We start from the raw sequence: 24,123 nt of genomic DNA, 5'->3' as shown, positions 1-24,123 counted from the left end.
CTTTCGGTAATGAGACGCGTGCGCCGACGGCGTGCGACGTCTTTTTGTTTTTTAGTTCACGCTCTGTCGCCGGCAGGGCGATCCGCCCTGAGACAAACGCTACCCGAGGCACGACGTGCAGGTTCTCGTTCGCGACAACAATGTCGACCAGGCCCTCAAGGCCCTGAAGAAGAAGATGCAGCGCGAAGGCATCTTCCGTGAAATGAAGCTCCGCGGACATTACGAGAAGCCATCCGAGAAGAAGGCGCGCGAGAAGGCCGAGGCCGTGCGCCGCGGCCGCAAGCTGGCCCGCAAGCGCGCTCAGCGCGAAGGCCTGCTGCCGATGAAGAAGAAGTGATTCGCTGATCCCGGGCGCCTGCTAAGGGCGCGCTGATCAACGAAATGAGCGTGAAACGCCCGCGGGATCCAGACCGGCGGGCGTTTTTGCGCTTTGGCCGCAACACTCGGCGACAAGCGGCGGCATCGCGGCGTTGGATCCGCAATCTCGCCGCAATCCGCCTGTGATTGGCGAGCCTCAGGGCGTCCAGCGGTAAGGTGGTGGGGATATGCGGCTTAGGGTCGACTCGAGCTTTCTTCTTCGCGCGGGAGCGGCGAGCCTGCTCGCCCTCTCGCTCGCCGCCTGCGACACGGTCGGCTCGGGCGCGTCGCTCGATCCGGACGCCTACGCGGCCCGCCAGTCCGACCTCGGCTCGCTCAGCCAGGTCGTCCAGCAGAACCCGAGCGACCCCGAAGCCTGGAACATGCGCGGCTCGGCCTACGCCCGCCTCGCCCAGTACGACAACGCCATCGCCGATTTCAGCCAGGCGATCCGCATCAACGGCGGTTTCGCCAAGGCCTACGCCAACCGTGCGCTGGCCTATCGCTCGCTGAACAAGACCGGCGAGGCCCTCGCCGACTACGACCGCGCGATCCAGGCCGATCCGAACTACAGCCCGGCCTATGTGGGCCGCGGCAATCTCTACCGCTCTTCGGGCCGCATGGAGCAGGCGCTCGGCGACTTCCAGCGCGCGATCGAACTCGATCCGAACAACGCCCAGGCCTGGCACAACCGCGGCCTGATCCATCAGGCGCAGGGCAACCACGACGGCGCGATCGACGACTTCACCAAGGCGACGGCGATCGCGGTGACGGCGGCTGAGCCTTACGTCGGCCGCGGCATGAGCTATCTCGCGACCAATGACCCGGACGCGGCGCTGGACGATTTTGACACCGCGCGCACGCTGAACCCCAAGTACATCGACGCCTGGATCGGCCGCGCGCTGGCCTTCGAGCGCAAGAACGACCTGCCGCGCGCCCGCGCGTCGTTCGCCCAGGCGCTCCAGATCGACCGCAACGACAAGCGCGCCACCGAGGGCTTCCGCCGCGTCGGCGGCAAAGCGGGCGTGACCTACTCCGAGGGCTGAACGCGGCTCACTCTGCGGCGGCCGCGAGGCCGCCGCAGCGCTCCTTCCGTTCGAGCGCGGCTTCCGTCATCTCGATGTAGCCGCGCGTCAGCGGAACCGCCTCCTGCCGGCGCGCGAGCTGCAGCTGGAACACCACCGCGCCCTGGTGGCGGAACGCCGCCTCGCAGGCCGCGAGATAGAATTCCCACATCCGGCAGAAGCGCTCGTCGTAGAGCCGCGCCGCCTCCTCGCGCCGGGCGAGGAACCGCGCGCGCCAGTCGCGCAGCGTGAAGGCGTAATGCAGACGCAGCACCTCGACGTCGGTGACCACGAGCCCGGCCCTCTCGATCAACGGCAGCATCTCCGAGAGCGCCGGCAAGGCGCCGCCGGGGAAGATGTACTTGTCGATCCAGGGATTGGTGAACCACGGGCCGTCCGAGAGCCCGATGGTGTGGAGCAGCATCACGCCGTCCGGCGCGAGCAGGTCGCGCGCCTTCTCGAAGAAGGCCCGGTACTGCGTCACGCCGACATGCTCGAACATGCCGACCGAGACGATGCGGTCGAAGGCGCCGTCCAGGGTGCGATAGTCGCGCAGTTCGAAACGCACCCGATCGGCCAGCCCGCCCTCCTCCGCGCGCCGACGGGCGAGCGCGAGCTGCTCTTCCGACAGAGTGACGCCCAGCACCTCGCGGGCGCCGGCGACGCCGGCGAGATAGAGCCCGAGCCCTCCCCAGCCGGAGCCGATATCCAGCACGCGCTCCCCGCCGTGGATCGCGAGCTTCGCCGCGATGTGGCGGCGCTTGGCCGCCTGCGCCTCCTCCAGCGTCATGCCGTCCCGGTCGTAGTAGGCGCAGGAGTACTGGCGGTCGTCGTCGAGGAACAGGTCGTAGAGCCGGCCGTCGAGATCGTAATGGTGCGCCACGTTCTGGCGGGAGCGGGTCAGGCCGTTGCGTTGCGCGAAGCGGCGAAGCGCGAACCGCAGCTTGTGCGAGAGCCGCACCGGGAGCGGCTCGGGCTTGCCCTTGAGCTCGCCCAGCAGCAGATCGAGCGCCTGGTAGATGTCGCCCTCTTCGACGACCAGCCGGCCATCCATGAAGAGTTCGCCCATCTTCAGATAGGGATCGAGCACGAAGGCCCATTGCGCCCCGCGGTCGGTGAAGCGAAGGGCGACCGGCGGGCCGGAGCCGTCGCCGAAGACGTGACGCGCGCCGGAGGCCATGACGACCGACAGTCGGCCGTGGCTCACGATGCGTCTCAGAATGCCTGCAAGCAACGACTCCATCAGCATGCTCCCGCACAAGCAAGGCGACGGCTTTCCGAGAGCAAAGTCCGAGCCAGACGTCCGGAAACGCTCGGGAAAACCATGGTCTCATGGTGAGGACGGCGGCGTCCGCGCGCCAGAGGGCGAGCCCCCCGACGCGCGGGCGCCGGCTATGCGTCAGGCGAAAAGCTTTCCTGTCGAGAAACTCAGGGGACGGTGGGCGCCGCGACGTAAAGCGCGCCGCCCTGGGCCAGAAACTCCTCCGACTTCGCCTTCATGCCCTCTTCCGCCGTGAACGCGACGTTCTGCGCCCTCACCTCCGCGCGCAGATCCTGCGTGATCTTCATCGAGCAGAACTTCGGCCCGCACATTGAGCAGAAGTGCGCCACTTTGTGCGCGTCCTTGGGCAAGGTCTCGTCGTGGAAGGCGCGCGCGGTGTCGGGGTCGAGCGAGAGGTTGAACTGGTCCTCCCAGCGGAAATCGAAGCGCGCGCGGCTGACGGCGTCGTCCCGGATCTTCGCCGCGGGGTGGCCCTTGGCGAGGTCCGCCGCGTGGGCCGCGATCCGATAGGTGATGACGCCGGTCTTCACGTCGTCTCGGTTCGGAAGCCCGAGGTGCTCCTTCGGCGTGACGTAGCAGAGCATCGCGGTGCCGAACCAGCCGATCATCGCCGCGCCGATGCCGGAGGTGATGTGGTCGTAGCCCGGCGCGATGTCGGTGGTGAGCGGCCCGAGCGTGTAGAACGGCGCCTCGCCGCAGACCTTCAACTGCTTGTCCATGTTGGCCTTGATCTTGTGCATCGGCACATGGCCGGGGCCCTCGATCATGACCTGGCAGCCCTTGCCCCAGGCGATCTGCGTGAGTTCGCCCAGCGTCTCCAGCTCCGCGAACTGCGCGGCGTCGTTGGCGTCGGCGATCGAGCCCGGCCGCAGGCCGTCGCCGAGTGAGAACGAGACGTCGTACTTCCGCATGATGTCGCAGATGTCGCCGAAGCGCTCGTAGAGGAAGCTCTCGCGGTGCCCGGCGAGGCACCAGCGCGCCATGATCGAGCCGCCGCGGGAGACGATGCCGGTGACGCGATCCGCCGTCAGCGGCACATGCGCGAGCCGCACGCCGGCGTGGATGGTGAAGTAGTCGACGCCCTGCTCGGCCTGCTCGATGAGCGTGTCCTTGAACACCTCCCAGTCGAGCTTCAGCGGATCGCCGTCGACCTTCTCGAGCGCCTGGTAGATCGGCACGGTGCCGATCGGCGCCGGCGCGTTGCGCAGGATCCAGGAGCGGATGTTGTGGATGTTGCGCCCCGTCGAGAGGTCCATCACCGTGTCCGCGCCCCAGCGGAGCGCCCAGACCAGCTTCTCCACCTCCTCGGCCGCGCCCGAGGTGACCGCGGAGTTGCCGATGTTGGCGTTGACCTTGACCAGGAAGTTCCGGCCGATCGCCATCGGCTCCAGCTCGACGTGGTTGATGTTGGCCGGGATGATCGCCCGGCCCCGCGCGACCTCGGAGCGCACGAACTCCGGGGTGACGAAGGCCGGGATTTCGGCGCCGAAGTCCTCCCCGTCACCCCGCCGGAGGCCCGCGCCTTCCAGCGCCTGTTCGCGGGCGAGGTTCTCGCGGAAAGCGACGTAGACCATCTCCTCGGTGACGATCCCGGCCTTCGCAAACTCGTACTGGGTGACGAGCTGGCCGGCGGAGGCCTCGCGGATCGCGCGCGTCGCGGGACAGGGCGCCACCAGCCGATCGGCGGAGACGTTGCCGTTGTCTTCGGGCTTCACGGCGCGGCCGGCCACGACGGTGTAGCCGCGGGCGGCGATCCAGCGCTCGCGCACCGGCGGCAGGCCGGCGGCGAGATCGACCGCGACGTCGTCCTCGGTGTAGGGGCCGGACGGATCATAGACCCGCACCGGCGGCTCGTTCGGATCGCTCAAGCCGATCTCGCGGAACGGCACCCGGAGCTCAGGGTGCGACTTCGGCGAGGCGTAGACCTTGCGCGAGCCGAAGATCGGCCCGGTGGTGACGCTGGTCGGCGCGGCTTTCGCGTCTTTCGGAGGGATGTGGACGTTCAATGGGAATCTCCTCGAGCGTTTCTCGTTGGGAGATCCGGATTCTGACGATTGTCAGGGAGAGCCCGGACGCGGACGCCCCTTGGCTTATCGGTTCCCGTCCCTTCGCCGGCATGACCCGGATCAGGTTCAAAGGGATCGGCCTCTGGCCATCTCAGTCCCGCATCGCAGCGGGACGCCCCTCGGAATGGCGCGAGGGTAGAAGCGGCCGACGGGGATGTCGAGACGCCGTCGTCGCTGCTAGCGTGACTGTGACGAGAGGCTCCGCGATCGCGGGCCCGCAATCTGGCGTACTCGAATGATCGAGCACCTTGTCGCCCTGGCGACCTTTCTCGGCCTCGTCCTCGCCTCGTTCGGCTGCCTGGCCTTCCATCCGCGCCTGCCGGAGCGCCACCGGAACGAGGAGACGCACAACGTGGTGCGGCTCACCGCGAACATCTTCGTGGTGATGACGTCGCTGGTGCTCGGCCTCCTCATCAACTCGTCGAAGACGGCGTTCGACGCCATCGACCACAACGTCCACGCCTTCGCGACCGAGCTCATCCTGCTCGACCGCACCTTGCGGGCCTATGGGCCGGAGACGGCGGACGCCCGCGCAAGGCTCGCGGTCTACGTCGAGCGCGCGATTGAAGGCACGTGGCCCACCACCGACGCGGCGCCGGTGGTCGAGGACGTTGCGGCCGAGAAGCTGCTGGACGACGTCGGCGCGGCGCTGCGCGACCTCCACCCGGCCGACGACGAGCGCGCCGCGTTGAAGATCGAATGGCGGCAGCGCTTCCAGAAGGTCATCGAGCTGCGCTGGGCCCTGATCGAGCATTGGGACGGCACGGTGCCGGCCCCGCTGCTCGCGGTGCTGACGGCGTGGCTGACGCTGATCTTCGCAAGCTTCAGCTACCGCGCCCCGGCGAACGCCGTCGTGATCTCGACGCTCGTGGTCGGCGCCGCGCTGATCTCCAGCGCGTTGTTTCTCATCCTCGACATGGACTCGCCGTTCACCGGTTCGATCCGCGTGTCGCCGAGCGCGATGGAGACGGCGCTCGCGCACATCCGGCGGTAAGGACAAGCGCTCAGGACGCCCGACGCCCCGCGTCGCCTCAGGCCGCCGGCGGACCTTCGGCGAGATCGCCTGACGGCAGGCGCGCCTTGACGAGCCGCTCGCCGTCCTCGGCCAGCGTGTAGATCAGGATCTGCGCGGTCCCGATATTCACGTCTTCGATCGTCTCCGGATCGATGCCGTCGAGCCGCATGAGCATCGAGCGCAGCGCGTTGCCGTGCCCCACCAGCAGCACGCAGCCTCCGGCGCGGACGGCCGGGGCGATCGCGCGCCCATAGAAGGGCCAGACGCGCGCGGCCGTCATGGCGAGGCTCTCCCCGCCCTGCGGAACCGCGTCGTAGGACTTGCGCCAAATCCTGACCCGCTCAGGCCCGAAGCGCTCGCGCGCCTGCGTCTTGTTGAGGCCCGCGAGCGCGCCGTAGTCGCGCTCGTTCAGCGCGGAGTTCCGAACCACCGGCAGGTCGGACTGGCCGAGCTCTGCGAGGATCAGCTCCATCGTCTGGCCGGCCCGCTGCAGCACGCTGGTGAAGGCGTGCGTGAAGCGGAACCCCAGCCGCCCGAGCTGCCGCCCCGCGGCGCGCGCCTCCTCCTCGCCGCGGGCGGTGAGCGCGGGATCGCGAAGACCCGAAAACAGGTCCTGTTCGTTGTCCTCGCTCTGCCCATGCCGGATGAGGACGAGACTGCGAGAAAGATCGGTGATCATCGGGGTCGTCATGCCGTTTTGGAGGTCTCGGCGCAGCATCGCACAAACGAAAAGGCCGGGCGTAATGGCCCGGCCTTCCCACGTGGTCGTATCGTCGTCGCGGCTCAGAGGCTCTTGACGATGCTCTCGGTCATCTTCTTCGCGTCGCCGAACAGCATCATGGTGTTGTCGCGGAAGAACAGCTCGTTCTCGACGCCGGCGTAGCCCGCCGCCATGCCGCGCTTGATGAAGAGCACTGTGCCGGCCTTCTCGACGTCGAGGATCGGCATGCCGTAGATCGCCGAGGTCTTGTCGGTCTTGGCGGCCGGGTTGGTGACGTCGTTCGCGCCGATGACGAAGGCGACGTCCGCGCCCGAGAACTCCGAGTTGATCTCGTCGAGTTCGAACACCTCGTCGTAGGGCACCTGGGCTTCCGCCAGCAGCACGTTCATGTGGCCCGGCATACGGCCCGCGACCGGATGGATGGCGTACTTGACCTCGACGCCCTCCTCCTTGAGCTTTTCGCACATCTCGCGCAGCGCGTGCTGGGCCTGGGCCACCGCCATGCCGTAGCCCGGCACGATGATGACCTTGGACGCGTTCTTCATGATGTAGGCCGCGTCCTCGGCCGCGCCCTGCTTCACCGGGCGCTGTTCGCCCCCGCCGGCCGCGGCCCCCGAAGCCGCGCTGTCGCCGCCGAAGCCGCCGAGGATGACGGAGATGAAGCTCCGGTTCATGCCCTTGCACATGATGTAGGACAGGATCGCGCCCGACGAGCCGACCAGCGCGCCGGTGATGATCAGCGCGAGGTTGCCGAGCGTGAAGCCGATGCCGGCCGCGGCCCAGCCGGAGTAGCTGTTCAGCATCGAGACGACGACGGGCATGTCCGCGCCGCCGATCGGGATGATGATCAGGAAGCCGAAGGCGAGCGAGGCCAGCACGATGAGCCAGAACACGAAGTGGCTCTCGGTCAGGACGAAGATGATCGCCAGGACGATGATCAGGGCGGCGAGGCCGCCGTTGATCAGGTGCCGCATGGGCAGCATGATCGGCTTGCCGGACATGCGTCCGTCGAGCTTGGCGAAGGCGATCAGCGAACCCGTGAAGGTGATCGCGCCGATCGCGACGCCGAGCGCCATCTCCACCAGCGACTGGCCATGGATCGAGCCCGGGAGCCCGATACCGAAAGCGTCGGGCGCATAGAGCGCCGCGGCCGCCACCAGCACGGCGGCGAGGCCGACGAGCGAGTGGAACGCGGCGACAAGCTGCGGCATCGCGGTCATGGCGATGCGCTTCGCGGTCACCGCGCCGATCGCGCCGCCGACGCCGAGGCCGGCGATCACGAGCACCCAGCCGCCGAGGCCATGGGGCGGCGAGACAAACAGGGTGGTCAGGATCGCGAGCGTCATGCCCGCGATGCCCATGGCGTTGCCGCGGCGCGACGTCGCCGGGCTCGAAAGCCCCTGCAGCGACAGGATGAAGAGGACGCCGGCGATGAGGTAGAGGATCTGGACGAGGTCGGTCATCGGTCCCGTCAGCCCTTCTTCTTGTACATGCCGAGCATGCGCTGGGTGACGAGGAACCCGCCGAAGATGTTGATCGAGGCGAGCACGAGGGCGACGAAGCCGAAGCCGCGAGCCCACCACGGACCGGAGCCGCCGGCGAGATCGACGCCGACCGCGAGCAGCGCGCCGACGACGATGACGGACGAGATGGCGTTGGTGACCGCCATCAGCGGCGTGTGCAACGCGGGCGTCACGCTCCACACCACGTAGTAGCCGACGAACACCGCCAGCACGAAGATCGCGAGCCGGAACACAAAGGGGTCGATGACCCCGCCGGACGCGCCATGGAGCGCCGCGCCCGCGGCGTCGGCGATCTGGTCGGCGTAGCCCTGGGCGGCGGCCGCCGCGTCACGGGCGGCGTCGGCCGCAGCCTGCGCGCGGTCCGCGGCCTCTTCAGGAGACAGGACGGCCATCAGTTCGCCTCCGCCGGTTTCGCAATCGGATGGATGACGGCGCCGTCGCGGGTGAGCGCGGTCGCCTTGACGAGCTCATCGTCCCAGTTGACGGCGAGCTCCTTGGTCTCCTTGGAGATCAGGGTCTCCAGGAAGGACGACAGGTTCTTGGCGTAGAGCGCCGAGGACGAGGCGGCGAGACGGCCGGGGACGTTGAGATGCCCGACGATCTTGACGCCGTCGATCTCGACGACCTGGCCTGCGACCGCGCCTTCGACGTTGCCGCCGCGCTCGACCGCCAGGTCGACGATCACCGAACCCGGCTTCATCGACTTGACCATCGCCGCCGTCACCAGCCGCGGCGCCGGACGGCCCGGGATCAGCGCGGTGGTGATGACGATGTCCTGCTTGGCGATGTGGGCCGCCACCAGTTCGGCCTGCTTGGCCTGGTACTCGGCCGACATCGGCTTGGCGTAGCCCGCGGCCGTCTCGGCCTGCTTGAACTCGTCGTCCTCGACGGCGACGAACTTGGCGCCGAGCGAAGCGACCTGCTCCTTGGCGGCGGGACGCACGTCGGTCGCGGACACCACGGCGCCGAGGCGGCGGGCGGTCGCGATGGCCTGCAGGCCCGCGACGCCCGCGCCCATGACGAAGGCCCGGGCCGGCGGAACGGTGCCGGCGGCGGTCATCATCTGGGGCATGGCGCGGCCGAACTCGGCCGCGGCGTCGATCACGGCGCGGTAGCCCGCCAGGTTCGCCTGCGACGACAGCACGTCCATGACCTGCGCGCGGGTGATGCGGGGCATCAGCTCCATGGCGAAGGTGGAGACGTTGGCGGTGGCGAGCGCCGCGATCGCGTCGGCCTGGCCGTAGGGGTCCATCGTGCCGATGACGAGCGCGCCGGGCTTCAGGCCCGCGACGTTCTCAGGCGACGGGCGGCGCACGGTGAGCAGCACGTCGGCGCCGGCGAGGGCGTCGGCGCGCGAGGCGGCGATTGTGGCGCCGGCCTCCTCGTAGGCGGCGTCGGTGACGCCGGAGGCGACGCCCGCGCTGGTCTCGATGCTGATGTCGGCCCCGAGGCCCTTCAGCTTCTTGACGACGTCAGGCGTCAGCGCGACCCGCGGCTCCGCCGCGTCGGTTTCTTTCGCGACTGCGATCTTCATCGGTTCAGACGACGTACCAGAGCGCCACGACCGCAAGCGTCGCGACCGCGATCGGGATGATGGTGCCCTTCTGGGACACCGCGCCGATCACGCCGCCGATGATCGAGAGCACGATGCCGAGACCGCACAGCCACCACGGACCCGTGACGCCGCCGATCGCCAGCGAGATCACGACCAGCACGATCATCGCCGTGCCGACCTTGGACATTTTCATGACCGCGGCGTAAGTCCGCTCGTGCTCCGCGTAGTCGTTGCCCGTCGCGGTCGCGAATTCCGTGGTTCCGGCCATGATAAAGTCCCTTTGTGCGTTCTAATCGGCGCTTGGACTTTCGGCTTTAGCGGAAACGCGGGGGGGAGGCAATTCCCTTTCAGCTCTTGGCATGCCAAATACCAACAGCTTTCAGCTGAGCTGAATCGTTGATAACCTAAGCGGTGTGACGAGTTGGGCTCGCCGGCGGGGTCTTCGCGTCGAGGCGCGTTCCTGCCGAGCGGTTCGCGTGGAACCCAGCGACGTCAGCGCTCTGCGGCGGCTGGCTGAACCAGGTGGACAACCTCGGCGACAAGCCCGGCGCGACGTCCGACATCCGGGCCCGAGGTCGCCTTCGACTCCAGAAACACCGCCGCCCAGGCTCGCACCTCGTCAAGCGACCGGCCGGTCTCGGCGCAATAGGCCGCCATGTATTCGGTCGCGAGCAGCCGGCGATAGGCGCGCCCCATCGGCGCAGGCGCCGGCGTTCCGATCCGCCGCGACGCAAAGATGATCGCAGCGGTGCGGCCGGCGTCCGCGGTCAGAGCCCCGAAGCCGGACCGGGCCCAGTCAAGCGCAAGCATCCGCTCGCCGTCCCACAGCACGTTCGAGGGCGAGAGATCGCCGTGGCAGAAGCCGCTCTCCGACGCGCCGATCAACTGCGGCACGCGGTCGAAATCGGCCTCCGGCGCGAGCCGTCGAAGCCGCCTGAGGGCGCCCTCGGCCGAAACGCTCTTCTTGTCGAACGTGGTGTCCGGCGGCGTCGCATGGATCTGCGCGTGGAGGCGCGCCATGCGGCGGATGAGCGGCAGGGCGCGGTGGGGCCGCCAGCGCAGGATGCGCGACAAGGGACGCCCGGCTTCGAACGAGCCGACGACCGATCGCCCCGCCGACACGGCCGTCGGCCCGTCGACGCGCCAGGTCGGGACGCCCGCCTCGTACGCCAGCCGCGCGTTGCGGCGCTCGCGCTCGATCAGATCGTCGGGCACGTCGTCGTGAAACGCCTTCTCGATCCGCCCGTCCGGCAGCCGATAGATGACGGCCTGCGTGCCGCGCCCGATTTCGCGGCGGACTGAACCTGCGCTGCGCCCAAACTCCAGAGACAGATCGCGATCCTCCGGTTGTCGACCCGAGCGCGGACCAGAGCCCGCGCTGCGTTTGCGATCGGCGAACAATAGCCCTTCGGCCTGGAGCGCGACAGCGCGGAGCGGCGCCGGCTTAGGGCGCAAGGCCCGCCTCAGCCATGGCTTCGGCCTGCCGGGCCTCGACGCGCTCGACCGTGAAGTCCGCGATCGCCTCTTCGAACAGGTGGCGGAAGTTGAGCTCGGCCTTCAGGTGCAGGAACACGCCGCCGAGCCCGATCGCGGCGCGGTCCATGAAGACGAACTCGCGCGGGATGCGGATGGGGCCCTTGCGCTTCAGCTCCTGGTGCACGCGGAAGGCTTCGGCGCGGCCATAGGCGCCGGGGGACACGCCGTCGGCGATGGTCCGCACGCGATCGTCGAGCAGCGGGCCGTAGATGAAGCGCGCCCAGATGTTGAGGACGTCGATCAGCTCGCGCTTCAGGCCGCGGAACCCCCAGGTCTCGTAGGCGTGCACCACCCGGGCGTCGTCGCCGTCGCGCAGGCCCTCGTAGAGGTCGACGACGCCGCCGACGAAGGCGGGCGGGAAGATGCGGATGCAGCCGTAGTCCAGCAGGTTCACGCCCTGCGGCTCGCCGCCCTCGTCGAAGGCCGCGTAATTGCCGAGGTGCGGGTCGCCATGGATCACGCCGTGGCGCGAGAACGGACGCCACCACGCCTTGAACATGGCGACGGCCAGCCGGTTGCGGATCTCGAGCGGGGCCTCCTTGTGAACCAGCAGGCGCCGCCCCTCCAGCCAGTTGAGCGTCAGGAGACGGCCGGTCGAGAGCTCGTTCCAGACGCCGGGCACGCGCACCTCCGACGTGTCCGCGAGCATGACGCCGTAGAGCGCGGCGTGCTTGGCTTCGCGGCGGTAGTCCAGCTCCTCGCGGATGCGCGCGCCGATCTCCTCGACGATCTCCGAGGTGTCGATCGCGCTGTCGAAGCGCCGGCGCAGGTCGAACAGCAGCGACAGCTGCGCGAGGTCCGCCTCGACCGCCGACGCCATGTCGGGATACTGCAGCTTCACCGCCAGCAGCTCGCCGCCCCGCGAGGTCGCGCGATGAACCTGCCCGAGCGACGCCGCCGCCGCGGGCTCCTTCTCAAACGATCCGAACTTCGCCTGCCAGTCCGGCCCGAGCTCCGCCGCCATCCGGCGCTTCACGAAGGCGTAGCCCATCGGCGGGGCGTCGGACTGGAGCTGCGACAGCTCCTCGGCGTACTCCGGCGGGAGCGCGTCGGGGATGGTGGCGAGCAGCTGCGCCACCTTCATGATCGGCCCCTTCAGCCCGCCGAGCGCGGCGCGCAGGTCCGCCGCCCGGTCGGCCCGGCCCGTGGCGCGCCCCAGAAGCTGCGAGCCCGCGATCCGCGCCGCCACCCCGCCGACGTTGACGCCGACCCGCGCATAGCGCGAGGCGCGGGCGGCGAAGCGGTTGCGTTCGAGATCGCGATCGGATGGGGGCATGGGGGACTTTCGGTGCGGCGGGGTGTCGAGGCTTACGTGGGCCCGCCACCCAGGGTTCCCAAGCCGAACGACGAAAATGCCGCGCGGCTTTCGAGCTTTCCGCCGAAATCACACCGCCCGCTTGATCCGGATCATCTTGAAGAACGGCGCGGGGAAGATCGACGTCACCTCGACGACGCTCATGTCGGGCGTGGTCGCGGCCCAGGCGGCGAGGCGCGAGACCTTGAAGTCGGTGGACCAGCCGACCGTCTTCACGACCGGGGCGAGCGCAGCCTCGATCTTCATGAGCGGGCCGTCCTCGGCGCCCATCTTGGACGCCACGATGATCTCGCCGCCCGGCTTCAGCACGCGGCGCATCTCGGAAAGCGCGGCTTCCGGGTTCGGCACCAGCGTGATGACGAAGGGCACGGTGACGGCGTCGAAGACGGCGTCGGGCAGGCCGAGGTTGCAGGCGTCCATGACGGAGAGCCCGCGGACCTGGGTGAGGCCCTGCGCCACGACCTTCTCGCGCGCCTTGGCGAGCATGTGCTCGGAGAGGTCGACGCCGACCACGCGCGAGGTCGCGGGGTAATAGCGCAGCACCAGGCCGGTGCCGACGCCGACCTCGAGGATGTCGGGACCACAGGCGGCGGCGGCGGCCGCGGCCTTCTTCTGGCCGTCGGCCAGGAACCGCACATAGACCTTGTCGTAGAACTTGGCCCAGATCTCGTAGGCCTTCTTCTGTCCTTCCAGATCGTACTGGACGCTCACCGTATGGCCTCGCTCGCCGCTTCATTCGCCGCGGGAACGCGCGGCTGAGGCCGAACGATCCCGCCGCCGAGCACCCGCTCGCCTGTCGCCTCGTCGTAGACCACGCACGCCTGCCCCGGCGCGACGCCGCTCTCGCCGTCGGGCAGCTCCACCTCGGCCTCGCCGCCCCCAAGCGCCGTGAGCCGCGCCGGAACCGCCGGCCGCGTCGAGCGCACCCGGGCGCGCACGGGAAGCCCCGCGACGTCCTCGAAGGCGCCGTCGCCAAGCCAGTTCAGGCTGCGCAGGCGGATCGTCCGCGTCTCCAGCGCCTCGCGCGGGCCGACGACCAGGGTCTTCGCCCCGGCGTCGATGCGCACGACGTAGAGCGGCTCGCCGACCGAAAGGTTCAGGCCGCGACGCTGGCCGACGGTGTAGCGCAGCACGCCGTCGTGGGTCCCGAGCCGGCGGCCGTCGATGTGCACCACCGGCCCGGGTTCGGCGGCGCCGGGCTTCAGCTTCTCGATCATGTCGGCGTAGCGGCCGTTCGGCACGAAGCAGATGTCCTGGCTGTCGGGCTTGTCGGCCACGATCAGCCCCAGTTCGCGCGCGACCTCGCGCACCGCGGGCTTCGGCAGGCCGCCGAGCGGGAAGCGCAGCAGCAACAGCTGTTCCGGCGTCGTGCCGTAAAGGAAGTAAGTCTGGTCGCGGTCGGCGTCGGCGGGGCGGTAGAGCCCGCGGCCCCCGCCCGGGAGCGCGCGCGAGGCGACGTAATGGCCGGTGGCGAGGGCTGCGGCACCCAAATCCTTCGCGGTCTGCAACAGGTCGACGAACTTGACGGTCTGGTTGCAGGCGACGCAGGGGATCGGCGTCTCGCCGGCGAGGTAGCTCGCGGCGAAGGGGTCGATCACCGCCTCGCGAAACCGCTGCTCGTAGTCGAGCACGTAATGCGGGATGCCGAGCGTCTCCGCGACGCGACGGGCGTCGTGGATGTCCTGTCCTGCGCAGCAGGCGCCCTTGCGGGCGGTCGCCGCGCCATGGTCGTAGAGCTGCAGCGTGACGCCGACGACGTCATAGCCCGCGCGCGAAAGCAGCCCCGCCACGACGGAGGAGTCGACGCCGCCGGACATGGCGACCACGACGCGCGTGTCGGCGGGCGCGCCGGGCAGATCGAGATCGACGGTCGGGGTCAAGGCGTGTCCAGCCATGATGCGTTGCGGCAGGTCTTTACCCCGCGCGGCGGTCACGCGAAAGCGGGGCGTCGGTTTTACCGTCCGGCGCCGGGGCGAGGATCAGGCGCATCGGCTCGAAACCGGCTCGCTTCTTCCATGTCAAAAGCCCCTCCCCGCCATGCTCCGCCGCGCCGTAGAGCACGACGCGCACGCCCTCGACGAGCGGCTCATCGCTCTCGATAAGCCAGCGGATAATGGCGTCGTGCAGCAGGTTCATGACGCCGTGGCCGAGATGCTCGCCGTGGCCCATGAGGTCGGTGTAGTGCAGCACGTCCCCGATGCGCATCAGCTTCATGTAGGCGACGAGCCGGCGGTCGACCTGCACCTTGCCCTGAACGTGTCCCGGCTCGGGCAGGAACACGCCCCACCAAAGCGTCCAGTGCCGGGGACACTTCGGCATCCGCCAGGTCGCCGGCCGGCCGGCGGGCTTCGCCACGTCCTCCGGCTTCAGGAACCAGTAGTCGAGCACAGGACCCGCGGCGCGGGAGCGCATCGACGTGCGCACGGCGTGGATGTCGTAGACATGGGCGTGCACGGAAAAGCGTTCGGCGACGTAGCCCATCTTCGCCGCCTTGCGGATCTTCGGCAGCGTGCGCGACGAGCGGCGCTTCACCAGCGCCTGGAAGTCGGTGTGCGACGGGAAGCGGTCGAGGTCGATCGCCATTGGCGTCAGCGACAGCCGGCGCGCGGCGCGTCCGAGCGCCCGGTCCAAGGCGCCGTCGCCCCGTGTCTTCAGCGAATAGCGCGCGACGACGCGGCGGCGCTCGCCCTGATCGAAACCGCAGGCCGGCCCGCAGCCCGCGACGCGATGGGGGTGGATCGCGACCTCCGGCGGCCCGCCGGCCGCCGCGCACTCGAAGCCGGAGATGCGCCGCGGGCCGAGCACGAGCGCAAGCGCCGGTTCGTAGGTCGTGTGATAGACAGCGAGCGCCGCAGCCTTAAGCCTGTTCGCCATCGTCGGTCTTCTATCAGACGTTCCCCGTTTGGATCGAGCCCGTTTTCGAATGCAAGCTCGCGCTCGAAGATCCGGCCTGAAGTCCCCGGATGAACCGGGGACCGACGACGATCATCAGGATCGTCGTGTCGACGTCCGACAGCCGCTCAGGAGCTGGACGCAACCGTCGTTTTCACCTTGGTGACGGAGCTCAAGGGCACGGTGAGGTCGCCGATCAGCAGCACGGGCGTGTCGCCGCTGAAGTCGACTCCGTCGACGACGCCGGTCACCTCGGTGCTGACGCTCGAGCCGCTTCCGGAGCTGTCCACGCCGCTGACGGTGACGGTGTAGTCGCCGTCGTCGGCGGCGGAGCCGTCGGTCTGCTTGCCGTCCCAGGTGAAGGTCGTCGTGCCCTTGTCGAGCGCCAACGTCTTGGTGGCGACCAGGTCGCCGTCGGCGTTGCGGATCTTGACCGTCGCGGTCACGTCGTCCTCGGCCGAGGTCAGGCTCCAACTCGCCGCGCCGTCCTCGAGCGTGGCGGTGTCGCCGGCGGCGGTGACGGTCTTGCCGACGAGGCCGACGGCGGTGTCGGACCCCGCCGTCTGGGTCGCGGTCAGAATCGCGCTCAGCGTCGCGTTCGACTGCAGCTGCTGCTCGACGCCGGCGAACTGCACGAGCTGCTGCGTGAACTGGTTGGTGTCGAGCGGGTCCAGCGGGTTCTGGTTCTGCAGCTGCGTGGTCAGCAGCGTCAGGAAGGTGTCGAAGTTGCTGGCGAGGGTGGAGTTCGCGGTGGTGGAGCTCGCCGTGGTCGAGGTGGAGGCGGAGGTCGCGGTGATCGACATCAGGAAATCCTTCGGCTCAGACGCGGACGTCCAGCGCCGACGCCGCGGCGCGGAGCGGGCGATAGGCGGTGGGGGCGGCGTCGCGCCCGATGGGGGTGTCGGTCTCGGCCGCGTCGGGGAGACCGCCGGCCGGCTCGCGCCGCGCCTGGGGGTCGCCGGCGTCCGCGCCGCCCGAGCGCACCTCGACGGTGAAGCCTCCCTCGGACAGACGGAAGCCGGCCTGCTCGAGCGTGCGCTGGAGCGCGCGGGCGTCGTTCTGCAGAAGGTCGCGCGCTTCGGCGCTGTCGACGGTGAGCTTCGCGCCCACTCGGCCGCCGCGGCCGATGTCGAGCCGGACGTCGATGCGCCCGAGGTCGGAGCCGTCGAGCTGCACCTCGAAGCGTGTGCGGCGCAGGCCGGCGCTGGCCGCTGCGACGGCGTTCGACACGACGGCGGAGGCGAGCGCGGCCGTCGCCTGCGGCGTGGTCGGAGTGGAGGTCGCAGTCAAGCTCGGCGCGGGCCGGGCCGCCGCGGGATCAATCGAGGGGACGGCGGAAGACGCCGAGGCCGATGACGCGGCGCCGCCGTTCTGAGGCGCCGCAGGGGTGTCGGCCTCGGTCGCCTGGGAGGCGTGGGTCTGGCCGCCCGCCCCCTGCTGGCCCTCGCCTCCGCCCGCATCCGCCGACGCGCCGTCGTTTGGGGACGGCGCGGTCGGGTCCGGGGGAGCGACGGCGGGGTCGGAGGCGGCGGTCGGCGCCAGCGGGTCCGAGGAGGCGTCCTGCGTCGCAGGCCTCGCGACGGCGACCGCCGCGGCCGCAGTCTGGTGCGCGGGCGCCCCCGACGGAGCGACGGCCGGCTTGGCCGCCGCATCGCCGGCGTCGGGCGTAGCCTTGGATGGAGTCGCGGCGTCGGTCTCGTCCGCGGGGTCGGACTCGGTCGTCCCGATTAGCGACACGATCCCCTCGTCCGTCGCGGTCGGCTCGCGCGAGGCCTTGGCGGCCGAATTGGCCGACGGGTTCGCCACGATCTGCTGCGCGCGAGCGGGCGCTTGCGGGTCCGCAGCGGGCGCGGTCGGCTGAACGGAAACTTCGCCGGTCGACGCGGCGACGACCTCGGGCTCGCCGTCCATCGGCGTCTTAGGAACTGCGAGAGGCGCAAGCGCCAGGGCGAGCACGACGTCCGGCGTGGTCTGGCCGCGGCGCGCCGGGCGCCGCTCGGTCTCGCGCGTCTCTTGCTCCTCGGACTCCGCGTCGTCCGCGGCGCGCGAGCGCGGCTCGGACGGGGCTTGCGGGCTTACGAAAGAATCGCCCGCTGCAAATTCGTCGGCCGCGACGGAATTTGCCGCATCGAGCGCCCGCGCGAAGTCGTCGTCGACCTGCGCGGCGCGCGCCGACGGGGCCGGTGAAACCGGCGCCTGGGCGCTTGAGCTGGACGAGACGGAATGCGGCATGAGCGGGACCAGGACGCGGACGCCTCACAGGTCGCAATCGGCATGCCATCGAAAGCGCTTGGAAAATGAGGGCTTTGGCCGGCCACAAGCCCGGCGTTTTCTGCCGGGGTGGGAAGATTTTGCCCCCGCTGCGCCGCAACTAGCAGAACGCAAAGATCATAATTCGTTAAAGTTTGAATTACTAGTTTTTAACCTTTGGAGATAGCTCGAAGTCGGCTTTTCCGCTTAGGTAAATGTTAAATCCACCGACGTAACGTCATCGAAGACGGGAAAGTCGTGTGTGAGAGTACCGATGACGGAATTGCATCGCGGGCGGACCAAATATGTGATCGGACCGGACGGCAGTCCGCTGACGATCGCCGATTTGCCCCCTTCCGACACGAAACGCTGGGTCATTCGCCGGAAGGCCGAAGTCGTCGCCGCTGTGCGCGGCGGGCTTCTAAGCCTGGAGGAAGCCTGCCAGCGCTACACTCTCACGGTCGAGGAGTTCCTGTCGTGGCAGGCCTCGATCGACCGGCACGGCCTTGCGGGCCTGCGCACCACGCGGATCCAGCAGTATCGGGCCTGATCCCGCAAGATCAGAACGTGACGAACGCCGGCGCCTCGCGCCGGCGTTTTCGTTTGCGCTCCGCCGCGGCGGGCGGCGTTAACGACCCGTTTACCATACGGCAGGCAAATCTTGCCGGGTGGCGCGTGACCGACCAGCGGCGGCGCGCCGGGAGACGGCAGTGAACGGGTTCGTCGGATTCTTGCGTTCCTTTGGGGCCGGCCGCATCGCCGCGATGCTCGCCGTCGTCCTCGCGCTCGTCGGCTTCTTCGCCTTCACCATCGTGCGCTTCTCCCAGCCGCAGATGGTCGCGCTGTTCACGGACCTGTCGATGCAGGATTCCTCCGCGATCATCAAAGAGCTCGAGCAGCAGAACGTGCCCTACGAACTCCGCAACGAGGGCGCGGGCATCCTGGTGCCCAAGGAGAACGCGGCGAAGCTTCGGATGGGCCTCGCCGAAAAGCGCCTGCCCTCTGGCGGCGGCGTCGGCTGGGAGATCTTCGACAAGGGCGACGGCTTCTCCGCGACGAGCTTCGTTCAGAACGTCAATCACCTGCGCGCGCTCGAAGGCGAGCTCGCCCGCTCCATCAGTTCGCTCAACCGAGTGGAGGCGGCGCGCGTCCATCTCGTGATCCCCGAGAAGCCGCTGTTCACGCGCGACGCGCCGCAGCCCTCCGCCTCGATCGTGGTGCGGGTCCGCGGCGATCTCGACGGCGGCGAGGTGCGCGCCATCCGCCATCTGGTCGCCTCGGCTGTGCAGGGCCTGAAGCCGGACAAGATCTCGCTGGTCGACGAGGGCGGGCGCCTGCTCGCGGACGGCGCCGAGGGCGAGGACGGCGGAACCGCGGCGGCGGAGGAGCGCACCGTGACGCTCGAGCGCCGCCTGCGCGAGCGCGCGGAGGCGATTCTCGGCCGCATCGTCGGCCCCGACCGCGCCCGCGTCGAGGTGCGGGCCGAGATGGACAATACAAAGTCCACCGTCACCGCCGACACCTTCGATCCGGAAGGCCGCGTGGTGCGCTCGACGCAGACGCGCGAGGAGAGCTCGCAGTCGACCCAGCCCGTGGACCAGACCGTGTCGGTCGGGAACCAGATCCCGAACGGCGCCGCCGCTCAGGCTCAGGCTCCGGCCGCAGTCGGCCCGAAGGACGCCTCCAACAAGACCGAAGAGGTCGTGAACTACGAGATCTCCCGCACCACCCGCACTGAGGTGAAGGACGCGGGCCGCCTGAAGCGGATCTCGGTCGCGGTCCTCGTCGACGGCGTCTACACGCAAAGCGCCAATGGCGACGCCGCCTACGCCCCCCGCAGCCAGCAGGAGCTCGACCGCATCGGCGCGCTTGTGCGCTCGGCGGTCGGCTTCGACCAGGCCCGCGGCGACGTGCTCGAGGTGGTCAACCTCCGCTTCGCCACCATGCCCGCCTCGCAGAGCGCGGGCGACGCGCCGGGGATGTTCGATTTCAGCCGTGACGACCTGATGCGCTGGGCCGAACTCGGCGTGCTCGCGCTGCTCACCGTGCTGGTGCTGCTCGTCGTGGTCCGCCCGCTGGTGCGAAAGGCGTTGTCGCCCGACCGGGTCATGCTCGTCGCCAACGGCGCCGGCGGCGTCAGCATCGTCGGCGCGGGCGAGGCCGTCGGCGCGGGCGGCATCGTCCAGCTGACGGCCGGCGGGACCCCCGCCCTCGCCTCGCCAGACGGTTCGGTCGCAGGGCTTCCCGCCGGGACGGACGCGGAGACCGCCCAGCGGATAGCCATCGCCGAGCTGTCCGGCCGCGTGCAGTCGCAGTCGGTCCAGCGCATCGGCGAGCTGGTGCAGAACAACCCGAACGAGACGGTCGCCATCATCCGCCAATGGCTGCAGGAGCCCGCCTGAGATGGCCCGCGTTCCCGCCCGCTCCACCGCGCTCGCCACCTCCGACAAACTCGCGCTGACGGGCGTCGAGCGCGCGGCGGTGCTGATGCTCGCGCTCGGCGACGATCACGGCGCCCCGATCTGGAAGCTGCTTGAGGACGACGAGATCCGCGAGGTCTCCTCGGCCATGGCGAGCCTCGGGTCGATCGAGATGTCGAAGGTCGAGACCCTGCTTGTGGACTTCGTCGGCCAGCTCTCGGCCGCGGGCGCGCTGATGGGCAACTTCGACTCGACCGAGCGCCTGCTCGCGCGCTTCCTGCCGCAGGATCGCGTCGGCACCATCATGGAGGAGATTCGGGGCCCGGCCGGCCGCACCATGTGGGAGAAGCTCTCCAACATGCAGGAGGCGGTGCTCGCGAACTACCTCAAGAACGAGTATCCGCAGACCGTCGCCGTGGTGCTGTCGAAGATCCGGGCCGAACAGGCCGGCCGCGTGCTGTCGATCCTGCCGGAAGACTTCGCGCTCGACGTGGTCAAGCGCATGCTCGCCATGGAGAACGTGCAGAAGGACATCCTCGAGCGCGTCGAGCAGACGCTGCGCGCCGAGCTGATGTCGAACCTGTCCCAGACCTCGCGGCGCGACCCGCACGAGCAGGTCGCCGAGATCTTCAACTCCTTCGACCGCCAGACCGAGACGCGCTTCCTGACGAAGCTCGACGAGGAGGCGAAGGAGAGCGCCGACCGCATCAAGCAGCTGATGTTCACCTTCGACGACCTCGCCAAGCTGAACGCCGCCGGCGTCCAGACCCTGCTGCGCGACGCCCCCCGCGACAAGCTCGCGGTCGCGCTCAAGGGCGCGAGCCAGACCATGCGCGACTTCTTCATGGGGAACATGTCGAGCCGGGCCGCGAAGATGATGTCGGACGACATGGAGGCGCTCGGCCCCGTGCGCCTGAAGGACGTCGACGAGGCCCAGGCGATTCTGGTCGGGGTCGCCAAGGATCTGGCGTCCTCGGGCGAGATCGTGATCTCGAAGAACAAGGAGGAGGACGACTTTGTCTACTGACCTCCCCTCCCCGCGCGACGACGGGCGCCCGCGCCCGGAGCGCTTCCTGTTCAACCAGGACTTCGGCGCGCCGCCGGCCCCCAAAGCGCCGACCGCCCCCCAGGGCCCCGCGATGGTTTCGCTGGAGGATCACGAAGCCGCGCTCAAGAAGGCCGAGACCTCCGCCTTCCGCCGCGGCGAGGCCGACGGCCGCAAGGCCGCCCGCGACGCCGACTCCGCCCGCCTGACGGCCGCCGTGGAGAGTCTCGGCGCGCGGCTCGCGGAGGCCTTGGCCCAGGCGGACGCGCGCGCCGTCGTCGCTGAGCGCGAAGGCGTGGCGCTCGCGCTCGCCCTCGCCCGGAAGATCGCCGGCGCCGCCGTCGCCCGCGCGCCGATGGCCGAGATCGAGGCCGCCGCCGAGGCGTGCTTCCTAGAGTTGCGCCAGGCGCCCCACGTCGCCGTGCGCGTCACGCCCGACGTCGTCGAGCGAGTGCGCGAGCAGCTTGCGTCCATGGCGCATGAGCGCGGCTTCGCCGGCCGGCTGATCGTTCTCGGCGACCCTGATGTCGCCAAGGGCGACGTGCGCCTGGAATGGGCGGACGGCGGCGTCGTGCGCGACTCCGAGGCGGTCGCCCGCGCGATCGACGACGCGGTCGCGCAGCACTTCGCCGCCGAGGGCGGCGCCGACGACATCGAAGGAGCGACGCCATGAGCGCCGGCAAGGACATCCCGCTGCCCGAGCTCGACAACGACGTCGACTTCTCGACGCCGGCCAAGCGCAAGGACGACGAGTCGCACGAGGCCCGCGCCGCCGCCGACCTCGAGGCGGTGTTCGACGTGCCGGTCTCGGTCTCGGCGGTGCTCGGGCGCGCGCGGATCGACGTCGGCTCGATGCTGCGGCTGAAGCCCGGCGCCGTGCTCGAGCTCGACCGCAAGGTCGGCGAGGCGATCGACATCTTCGTCAACGACCGGCTGGTCGCTCGCGGCGAGGTCGTGCTCGTGGACGAGCGGCTCGGCGTGACCATGACCGAAATCATCAAGCCCGACCGGACCTGAACGGAGGACACGCCATGCGCCTCACCATCGTCGGCCACCTGAAGGGCCAGCTCACCGCCGCGACGCGGATCGCCATGAACCGCGGCGCCGCCGTCACCCACGCCGAAAGCGTGGACCAGGCGATGCGGACGCTGCGCGCAGGCCGCGGCGCCGACCTGATCATGGTCGACGTCGCGCTCGACGTGCTCGACCTGATGACTCAGCTCGAAGCCGAGCGCTTTCATGTGCCGGTGGTGGCCTGCGGCGTCGACAACGACGCCAGCGCGGCGGTCGCCGCGATCCGGGCGGGGGCGAAGGAGTACATTCCCCTCCCCCCCGACCCGGAGCTGATCGCGGCGGTACTCGCCGCGGTCTCCGACGACAGCCGCGACTTCGTGTTCCGCGACCCGGCGATGGTCTCGGTGGTCCAGCTCGCGACCCAGATCGCCGCGTCGTCGGCCAGCGTGCTGATCGCCGGCGAAAGCGGTTCGGGCAAGGAGATGCTCGCCCGCCATGTCCACCAGAAGTCGCCGCGCGCCGGCAAGGCCTTCGTCTCGATCAACTGCGCCGCGATCCCCGAGCAGCTGCTCGAGAGCGAGCTGTTCGGCCATGAGAAGGGCGCCTTCACCGGCGCCTCCGCGCGCCGCATCGGCAAGTTCGAGGAGGCCTCGGGCGGGACGCTGCTGCTGGACGAAATCTCCGAGATGGACATCCGCCTGCAGGCCAAGCTTCTGCGCGCGCTGCAGGAGCGGGTGATCGACCGCGTCGGCGGCGCGAAGCCGGTGCCGGTCGACATCCGCGTGATCGCGACCTCGAACCGCAACCTCGCCGACGAGGTCCGCCGGGGAACGTTCCGCGAGGATTTGCTCTACCGCCTGAACGTGGTCACGCTGAAGATTCCGCCGCTGCGGGACCGGCCGACCGACGTCGCCGCGCTCGCGACGCACTTCGCCAAGAAATACGCCGCGGCGAACGGCCTGCCGCTGCGGCCGATCTCCGCGGAGGCGCGGGCGAGCCTGATGCGCTCGCGCTTCCCCGGCAACGTGCGCGAGCTCGAGAACACCATCCACCGCGCGGTGCTGCTCGCGACCGGGCCGGAGATCGGCGCGGAGGCGATCCTCAGTCCCGACGGGGCGCCGGCGCCCGGCCGCGAGACCGGCCTCGCCGCGCGCGCGCTGGAGACGGCGGAGAGCGTGACGCGGAGCTTCGTCGGCCGCACGGTGGCGGACGTGGAGCGCGAGCTCATCATCGACACGCTCGGGCACACCCAGGGCAACCGCACCCACGCCGCGAACATCCTCGGCATCTCGATCCGGACCCTGCGCAACAAGCTGAACCAGTACGACGACGAGGGCTTCGCGATCCCGCCGCCCCAGGGCGGCGTCGCGGCGGCCTGATCGCCACGGCCTCGCCCGCTACTCGCGCCGCGCCATGTTCCAGCGCCTGCGGGCGGGAGAATCGCGAATGACGGGCTGGCGCGGACATGGACTGCGGATCGCTACCGCCTGCGCGGTCGGGCTCGTCGTCGGCCTCCCCGCCGCGCTGCTCGCGCCGCCGGCGATCGCGACCGCGCTCGGCTGGGACGCGGGCGCGCTCGCCTACGCGGCCGGCGTCTGGCTGCGGCTCCGGGCGGTCCCCGCGGAGACCTTCAAGGCCTGGTCCGCCGAGGAGGACGAGGGCCGGACGGCGATCACGCTGATCCTGACCGCGGCGTCGGCGGTCAGCGTGCTCTCGATCTTCGACATGGTGACCGACAAGAGCTCGGGCGCGGTGCTGGCGCTCGCCGCGCTCACCATCCTCTGCTCATGGGGACTGGTGCACACCGTGTTCGCCGCGCACTACGCCCACGCCTGCTACGCCGCCGGGCCCGACGCGCCGGCGATCGACTTCCCAGGCGACGAGCCTCCGGTGTTCGACGACTTCGCCTACTACGCCTTCGTCATCGGCATGACCTTCCAGGTCTCGGACTGCGCGACCCGCTCGACCGCGATGCGACGGCTGACGCTGGTCCACGGGTTCGTGTCCTTCGTCTTCAACACCGTCATCATCGCGATCAGCGTCGGGGTCGTGTCCGGGATGCTCTGAG

General features: G+C 69.8%; 23 protein-coding genes, 1 pseudogene and 1 riboswitch. Of the genes and pseudogenes, 10 read left to right on the top strand and 14 right to left on the bottom strand.

Annotation, left to right across the window (positions count from 1 at the left end):
* Positions 1-115: 115 nt before the first annotated feature.
* Together rpsU and K244_RS0100745 are read left to right on the top strand one after the other, a co-directional pair.
* A pseudogene (gene rpsU / locus K244_RS0100750) lies at positions 116-328 on the top strand (30S ribosomal protein S21); the annotation flags it as partial.
* Positions 329-545: 217 nt separating this feature from the next.
* The gene (locus tag K244_RS0100745) at positions 546-1,403 is read left to right on the top strand and encodes a tetratricopeptide repeat protein (RefSeq protein WP_020184324.1); all 858 of its coding nucleotides are present in this window, start codon (positions 546-548) and stop codon (positions 1,401-1,403) included.
* Positions 1,404-1,410: 7 nt separating this feature from the next.
* Here K244_RS0100745 and K244_RS0100740 read toward each other — a convergent pair whose 3' ends face one another.
* Positions 1,411-2,664 (bottom strand): cyclopropane-fatty-acyl-phospholipid synthase family protein, encoded by a 1,254-nt coding sequence (locus K244_RS0100740; RefSeq protein WP_024816231.1) that lies wholly within the window; start codon positions 2,662-2,664, stop codon positions 1,411-1,413.
* Positions 2,665-2,849: 185 nt separating this feature from the next.
* On the bottom strand, positions 2,850-4,709 hold the full coding sequence (gene thiC, locus K244_RS0100735) for a phosphomethylpyrimidine synthase ThiC (RefSeq protein ID WP_020184322.1): 1,860 nt from the start codon (positions 4,707-4,709) through the stop codon (positions 2,850-2,852).
* 80 nt (positions 4,710-4,789) lie between these two features.
* A riboswitch (TPP riboswitch) is annotated at positions 4,790-4,899 on the bottom strand.
* Positions 4,900-5,004: 105 nt separating this feature from the next.
* On the opposite strand from thiC, the gene K244_RS0100730 reads away from it, so the two are divergent.
* Positions 5,005-5,763, top strand: coding sequence for a DUF4239 domain-containing protein (locus K244_RS0100730; RefSeq protein WP_020184321.1), 759 nt, complete (start codon positions 5,005-5,007; stop codon positions 5,761-5,763).
* A gap of 37 nt (positions 5,764-5,800) precedes the next feature.
* Here the strand turns inward: K244_RS0100730 and K244_RS0100725 are convergent, their stop codons facing one another.
* The 12 genes from K244_RS0100725 to K244_RS0100670 form a co-directional block, all read right to left on the bottom strand.
* A complete protein-coding gene (locus K244_RS0100725) occupies positions 5,801-6,475 on the bottom strand; it encodes a 2,3-bisphosphoglycerate-dependent phosphoglycerate mutase (RefSeq protein ID WP_020184320.1) in 675 nt (224 codons plus the stop codon).
* A gap of 92 nt (positions 6,476-6,567) precedes the next feature.
* Positions 6,568-7,968 carry an NAD(P)(+) transhydrogenase (Re/Si-specific) subunit beta gene (locus K244_RS0100720; RefSeq protein ID WP_020184319.1) on the bottom strand — a complete coding sequence of 467 codons (1,401 nt, stop codon included), beginning with the start codon at positions 7,966-7,968 and terminating at the stop codon, positions 6,568-6,570.
* Between the two features lie 8 nt (positions 7,969-7,976).
* Positions 7,977-8,420, bottom strand: a complete 444-nt coding sequence (locus K244_RS0100715) for a proton-translocating transhydrogenase family protein (RefSeq protein WP_020184318.1) — start codon at positions 8,418-8,420, stop codon at positions 7,977-7,979.
* On the bottom strand, positions 8,420-9,562 hold the full coding sequence (locus K244_RS0100710; protein ID WP_020184317.1) for a Re/Si-specific NAD(P)(+) transhydrogenase subunit alpha: 1,143 nt from the start codon (positions 9,560-9,562) through the stop codon (positions 8,420-8,422). Before K244_RS0100710 ends, K244_RS0100715 begins: the two co-directional genes overlap by 1 nt.
* Before the next feature lie 4 nt (positions 9,563-9,566).
* A complete protein-coding gene (locus tag K244_RS0100705; protein WP_020184316.1) occupies positions 9,567-9,851 on the bottom strand; it encodes an aa3-type cytochrome c oxidase subunit IV in 285 nt (94 codons plus the stop codon).
* 224 nt (positions 9,852-10,075) lie between these two features.
* Positions 10,076-10,798, bottom strand: a complete 723-nt coding sequence (locus K244_RS0100700; RefSeq protein WP_197027131.1) for an aminoglycoside phosphotransferase family protein — start codon at positions 10,796-10,798, stop codon at positions 10,076-10,078.
* Between the two features lie 229 nt (positions 10,799-11,027).
* The gene (locus K244_RS0100695; RefSeq protein ID WP_020184315.1) at positions 11,028-12,395 is read right to left on the bottom strand and encodes an AarF/ABC1/UbiB kinase family protein; all 1,368 of its coding nucleotides are present in this window, start codon (positions 12,393-12,395) and stop codon (positions 11,028-11,030) included.
* A gap of 108 nt (positions 12,396-12,503) precedes the next feature.
* Complete coding sequence (locus K244_RS0100690) at positions 12,504-13,145, bottom strand: class I SAM-dependent methyltransferase (protein WP_020184314.1); 642 nt, start codon at positions 13,143-13,145, stop codon at positions 12,504-12,506.
* Positions 13,142-14,329: a tRNA 2-thiouridine(34) synthase MnmA gene (gene mnmA, locus K244_RS0100685; protein WP_036305911.1), complete on the bottom strand. Its 1,188-nt coding sequence runs from the start codon at positions 14,327-14,329 to the stop codon at positions 13,142-13,144. Before mnmA ends, K244_RS0100690 begins: the two co-directional genes overlap by 4 nt.
* 19 nt (positions 14,330-14,348) lie before the next feature.
* Positions 14,349-15,308 (bottom strand): hypothetical protein, encoded by a 960-nt coding sequence (locus tag K244_RS0100680; protein WP_020184312.1) that lies wholly within the window; start codon positions 15,306-15,308, stop codon positions 14,349-14,351.
* A 146-nt stretch (positions 15,309-15,454) separates the two neighbouring features.
* Positions 15,455-16,129, bottom strand: coding sequence for a flagellar hook capping FlgD N-terminal domain-containing protein (locus tag K244_RS0100675; RefSeq protein WP_020184311.1), 675 nt, complete (start codon positions 16,127-16,129; stop codon positions 15,455-15,457).
* A 16-nt stretch (positions 16,130-16,145) separates the two neighbouring features.
* Positions 16,146-17,558 carry a flagellar hook-length control protein FliK gene (locus K244_RS0100670; protein ID WP_020184310.1) on the bottom strand — a complete coding sequence of 471 codons (1,413 nt, stop codon included), beginning with the start codon at positions 17,556-17,558 and terminating at the stop codon, positions 16,146-16,148.
* A gap of 292 nt (positions 17,559-17,850) precedes the next feature.
* Here K244_RS0100670 and K244_RS0100665 point away from each other — a divergent pair, with 292 nt between their 5' ends.
* The 7 genes from K244_RS0100665 to K244_RS0100635 all read left to right on the top strand — a co-directional run bounded on the left by K244_RS0100665 (position 17,851) and on the right by K244_RS0100635 (position 24,122).
* Positions 17,851-18,126: a DUF1153 domain-containing protein gene (locus K244_RS0100665; protein WP_020184309.1), complete on the top strand. Its 276-nt coding sequence runs from the start codon at positions 17,851-17,853 to the stop codon at positions 18,124-18,126.
* A 160-nt stretch (positions 18,127-18,286) separates the two neighbouring features.
* Entirely contained in the window at positions 18,287-19,978 is a 1,692-nt protein-coding gene (fliF, locus tag K244_RS0100660; RefSeq protein WP_020184308.1) for a flagellar basal-body MS-ring/collar protein FliF, read from the top strand.
* A gap of 1 nt (position 19,979) precedes the next feature.
* Positions 19,980-21,023 (top strand): flagellar motor switch protein FliG, encoded by a 1,044-nt coding sequence (gene fliG, locus K244_RS0100655; protein WP_020184307.1) that lies wholly within the window; start codon positions 19,980-19,982, stop codon positions 21,021-21,023.
* Positions 21,013-21,714: a FliH/SctL family protein gene (locus K244_RS0100650; RefSeq protein ID WP_020184306.1), complete on the top strand. Its 702-nt coding sequence runs from the start codon at positions 21,013-21,015 to the stop codon at positions 21,712-21,714. The genes fliG and K244_RS0100650 overlap by 11 nt, the downstream gene beginning before the upstream one ends.
* Complete coding sequence (gene fliN / locus K244_RS0100645) at positions 21,711-22,058, top strand: flagellar motor switch protein FliN (RefSeq protein ID WP_020184305.1); 348 nt, start codon at positions 21,711-21,713, stop codon at positions 22,056-22,058. The genes K244_RS0100650 and fliN overlap by 4 nt, the downstream gene beginning before the upstream one ends.
* Before the next feature lie 14 nt (positions 22,059-22,072).
* Positions 22,073-23,434: a sigma-54 dependent transcriptional regulator gene (locus K244_RS0100640; RefSeq protein WP_020184304.1), complete on the top strand. Its 1,362-nt coding sequence runs from the start codon at positions 22,073-22,075 to the stop codon at positions 23,432-23,434.
* Positions 23,435-23,501: 67 nt separating this feature from the next.
* Positions 23,502-24,122 (top strand): DUF1345 domain-containing protein, encoded by a 621-nt coding sequence (locus tag K244_RS0100635; protein WP_020184303.1) that lies wholly within the window; start codon positions 23,502-23,504, stop codon positions 24,120-24,122.
* Position 24,123: the final 1 nt, after the last annotated feature.

Source organism: Methylopila sp. 73B, from assembly GCF_000526315.1.
Classification (GTDB): Bacteria; Pseudomonadota; Alphaproteobacteria; order Rhizobiales; family Methylopilaceae; genus Methylopila.
This window is presented reverse-complemented; position numbering and strand designations above follow the sequence as displayed.

Bases quoted from the DNA above. Each gene is read 5' to 3' on its own strand.
- K244_RS0100670 (WP_020184310.1), bottom strand. From the start codon at position 17,558: ATGCCGCATTCCGTCTCGTCCAGCTCAAGCGCCCAGGCGCCGGTTTCA.
- K244_RS0100745 (WP_020184324.1), top strand. From the start codon at position 546: ATGCGGCTTAGGGTCGACTCGAGCTTTCTTCTTCGCGCGGGAGCGGCG.
- K244_RS0100740 (WP_024816231.1), bottom strand. From the start codon at position 2,664: ATGGAGTCGTTGCTTGCAGGCATTCTGAGACGCATCGTGAGCCACGGC.
- K244_RS0100705 (WP_020184316.1), bottom strand. From the start codon at position 9,851: ATGGCCGGAACCACGGAATTCGCGACCGCGACGGGCAACGACTACGCG.
- K244_RS0100640 (WP_020184304.1), top strand. From the start codon at position 22,073: ATGCGCCTCACCATCGTCGGCCACCTGAAGGGCCAGCTCACCGCCGCG.
- K244_RS0100675 (WP_020184311.1), bottom strand. From the start codon at position 16,129: ATGTCGATCACCGCGACCTCCGCCTCCACCTCGACCACGGCGAGCTCC.
- K244_RS0100720 (WP_020184319.1), bottom strand. From the start codon at position 7,968: ATGACCGACCTCGTCCAGATCCTCTACCTCATCGCCGGCGTCCTCTTC.
- K244_RS0100730 (WP_020184321.1), top strand. From the start codon at position 5,005: ATGATCGAGCACCTTGTCGCCCTGGCGACCTTTCTCGGCCTCGTCCTC.
- fliG (WP_020184307.1), top strand. From the start codon at position 19,980: ATGGCCCGCGTTCCCGCCCGCTCCACCGCGCTCGCCACCTCCGACAAA.
- K244_RS0100710 (WP_020184317.1), bottom strand. From the start codon at position 9,562: ATGAAGATCGCAGTCGCGAAAGAAACCGACGCGGCGGAGCCGCGGGTC.
- fliN (WP_020184305.1), top strand. From the start codon at position 21,711: ATGAGCGCCGGCAAGGACATCCCGCTGCCCGAGCTCGACAACGACGTC.
- K244_RS0100715 (WP_020184318.1), bottom strand. From the start codon at position 8,420: ATGGCCGTCCTGTCTCCTGAAGAGGCCGCGGACCGCGCGCAGGCTGCG.
- K244_RS0100665 (WP_020184309.1), top strand. From the start codon at position 17,851: ATGACGGAATTGCATCGCGGGCGGACCAAATATGTGATCGGACCGGAC.
- mnmA (WP_036305911.1), bottom strand. From the start codon at position 14,329: ATGGCTGGACACGCCTTGACCCCGACCGTCGATCTCGATCTGCCCGGC.
- K244_RS0100635 (WP_020184303.1), top strand. From the start codon at position 23,502: ATGACGGGCTGGCGCGGACATGGACTGCGGATCGCTACCGCCTGCGCG.
- K244_RS0100695 (WP_020184315.1), bottom strand. From the start codon at position 12,395: ATGCCCCCATCCGATCGCGATCTCGAACGCAACCGCTTCGCCGCCCGC.
- K244_RS0100680 (WP_020184312.1), bottom strand. From the start codon at position 15,308: ATGGCGAACAGGCTTAAGGCTGCGGCGCTCGCTGTCTATCACACGACC.
- K244_RS0100725 (WP_020184320.1), bottom strand. From the start codon at position 6,475: ATGACGACCCCGATGATCACCGATCTTTCTCGCAGTCTCGTCCTCATC.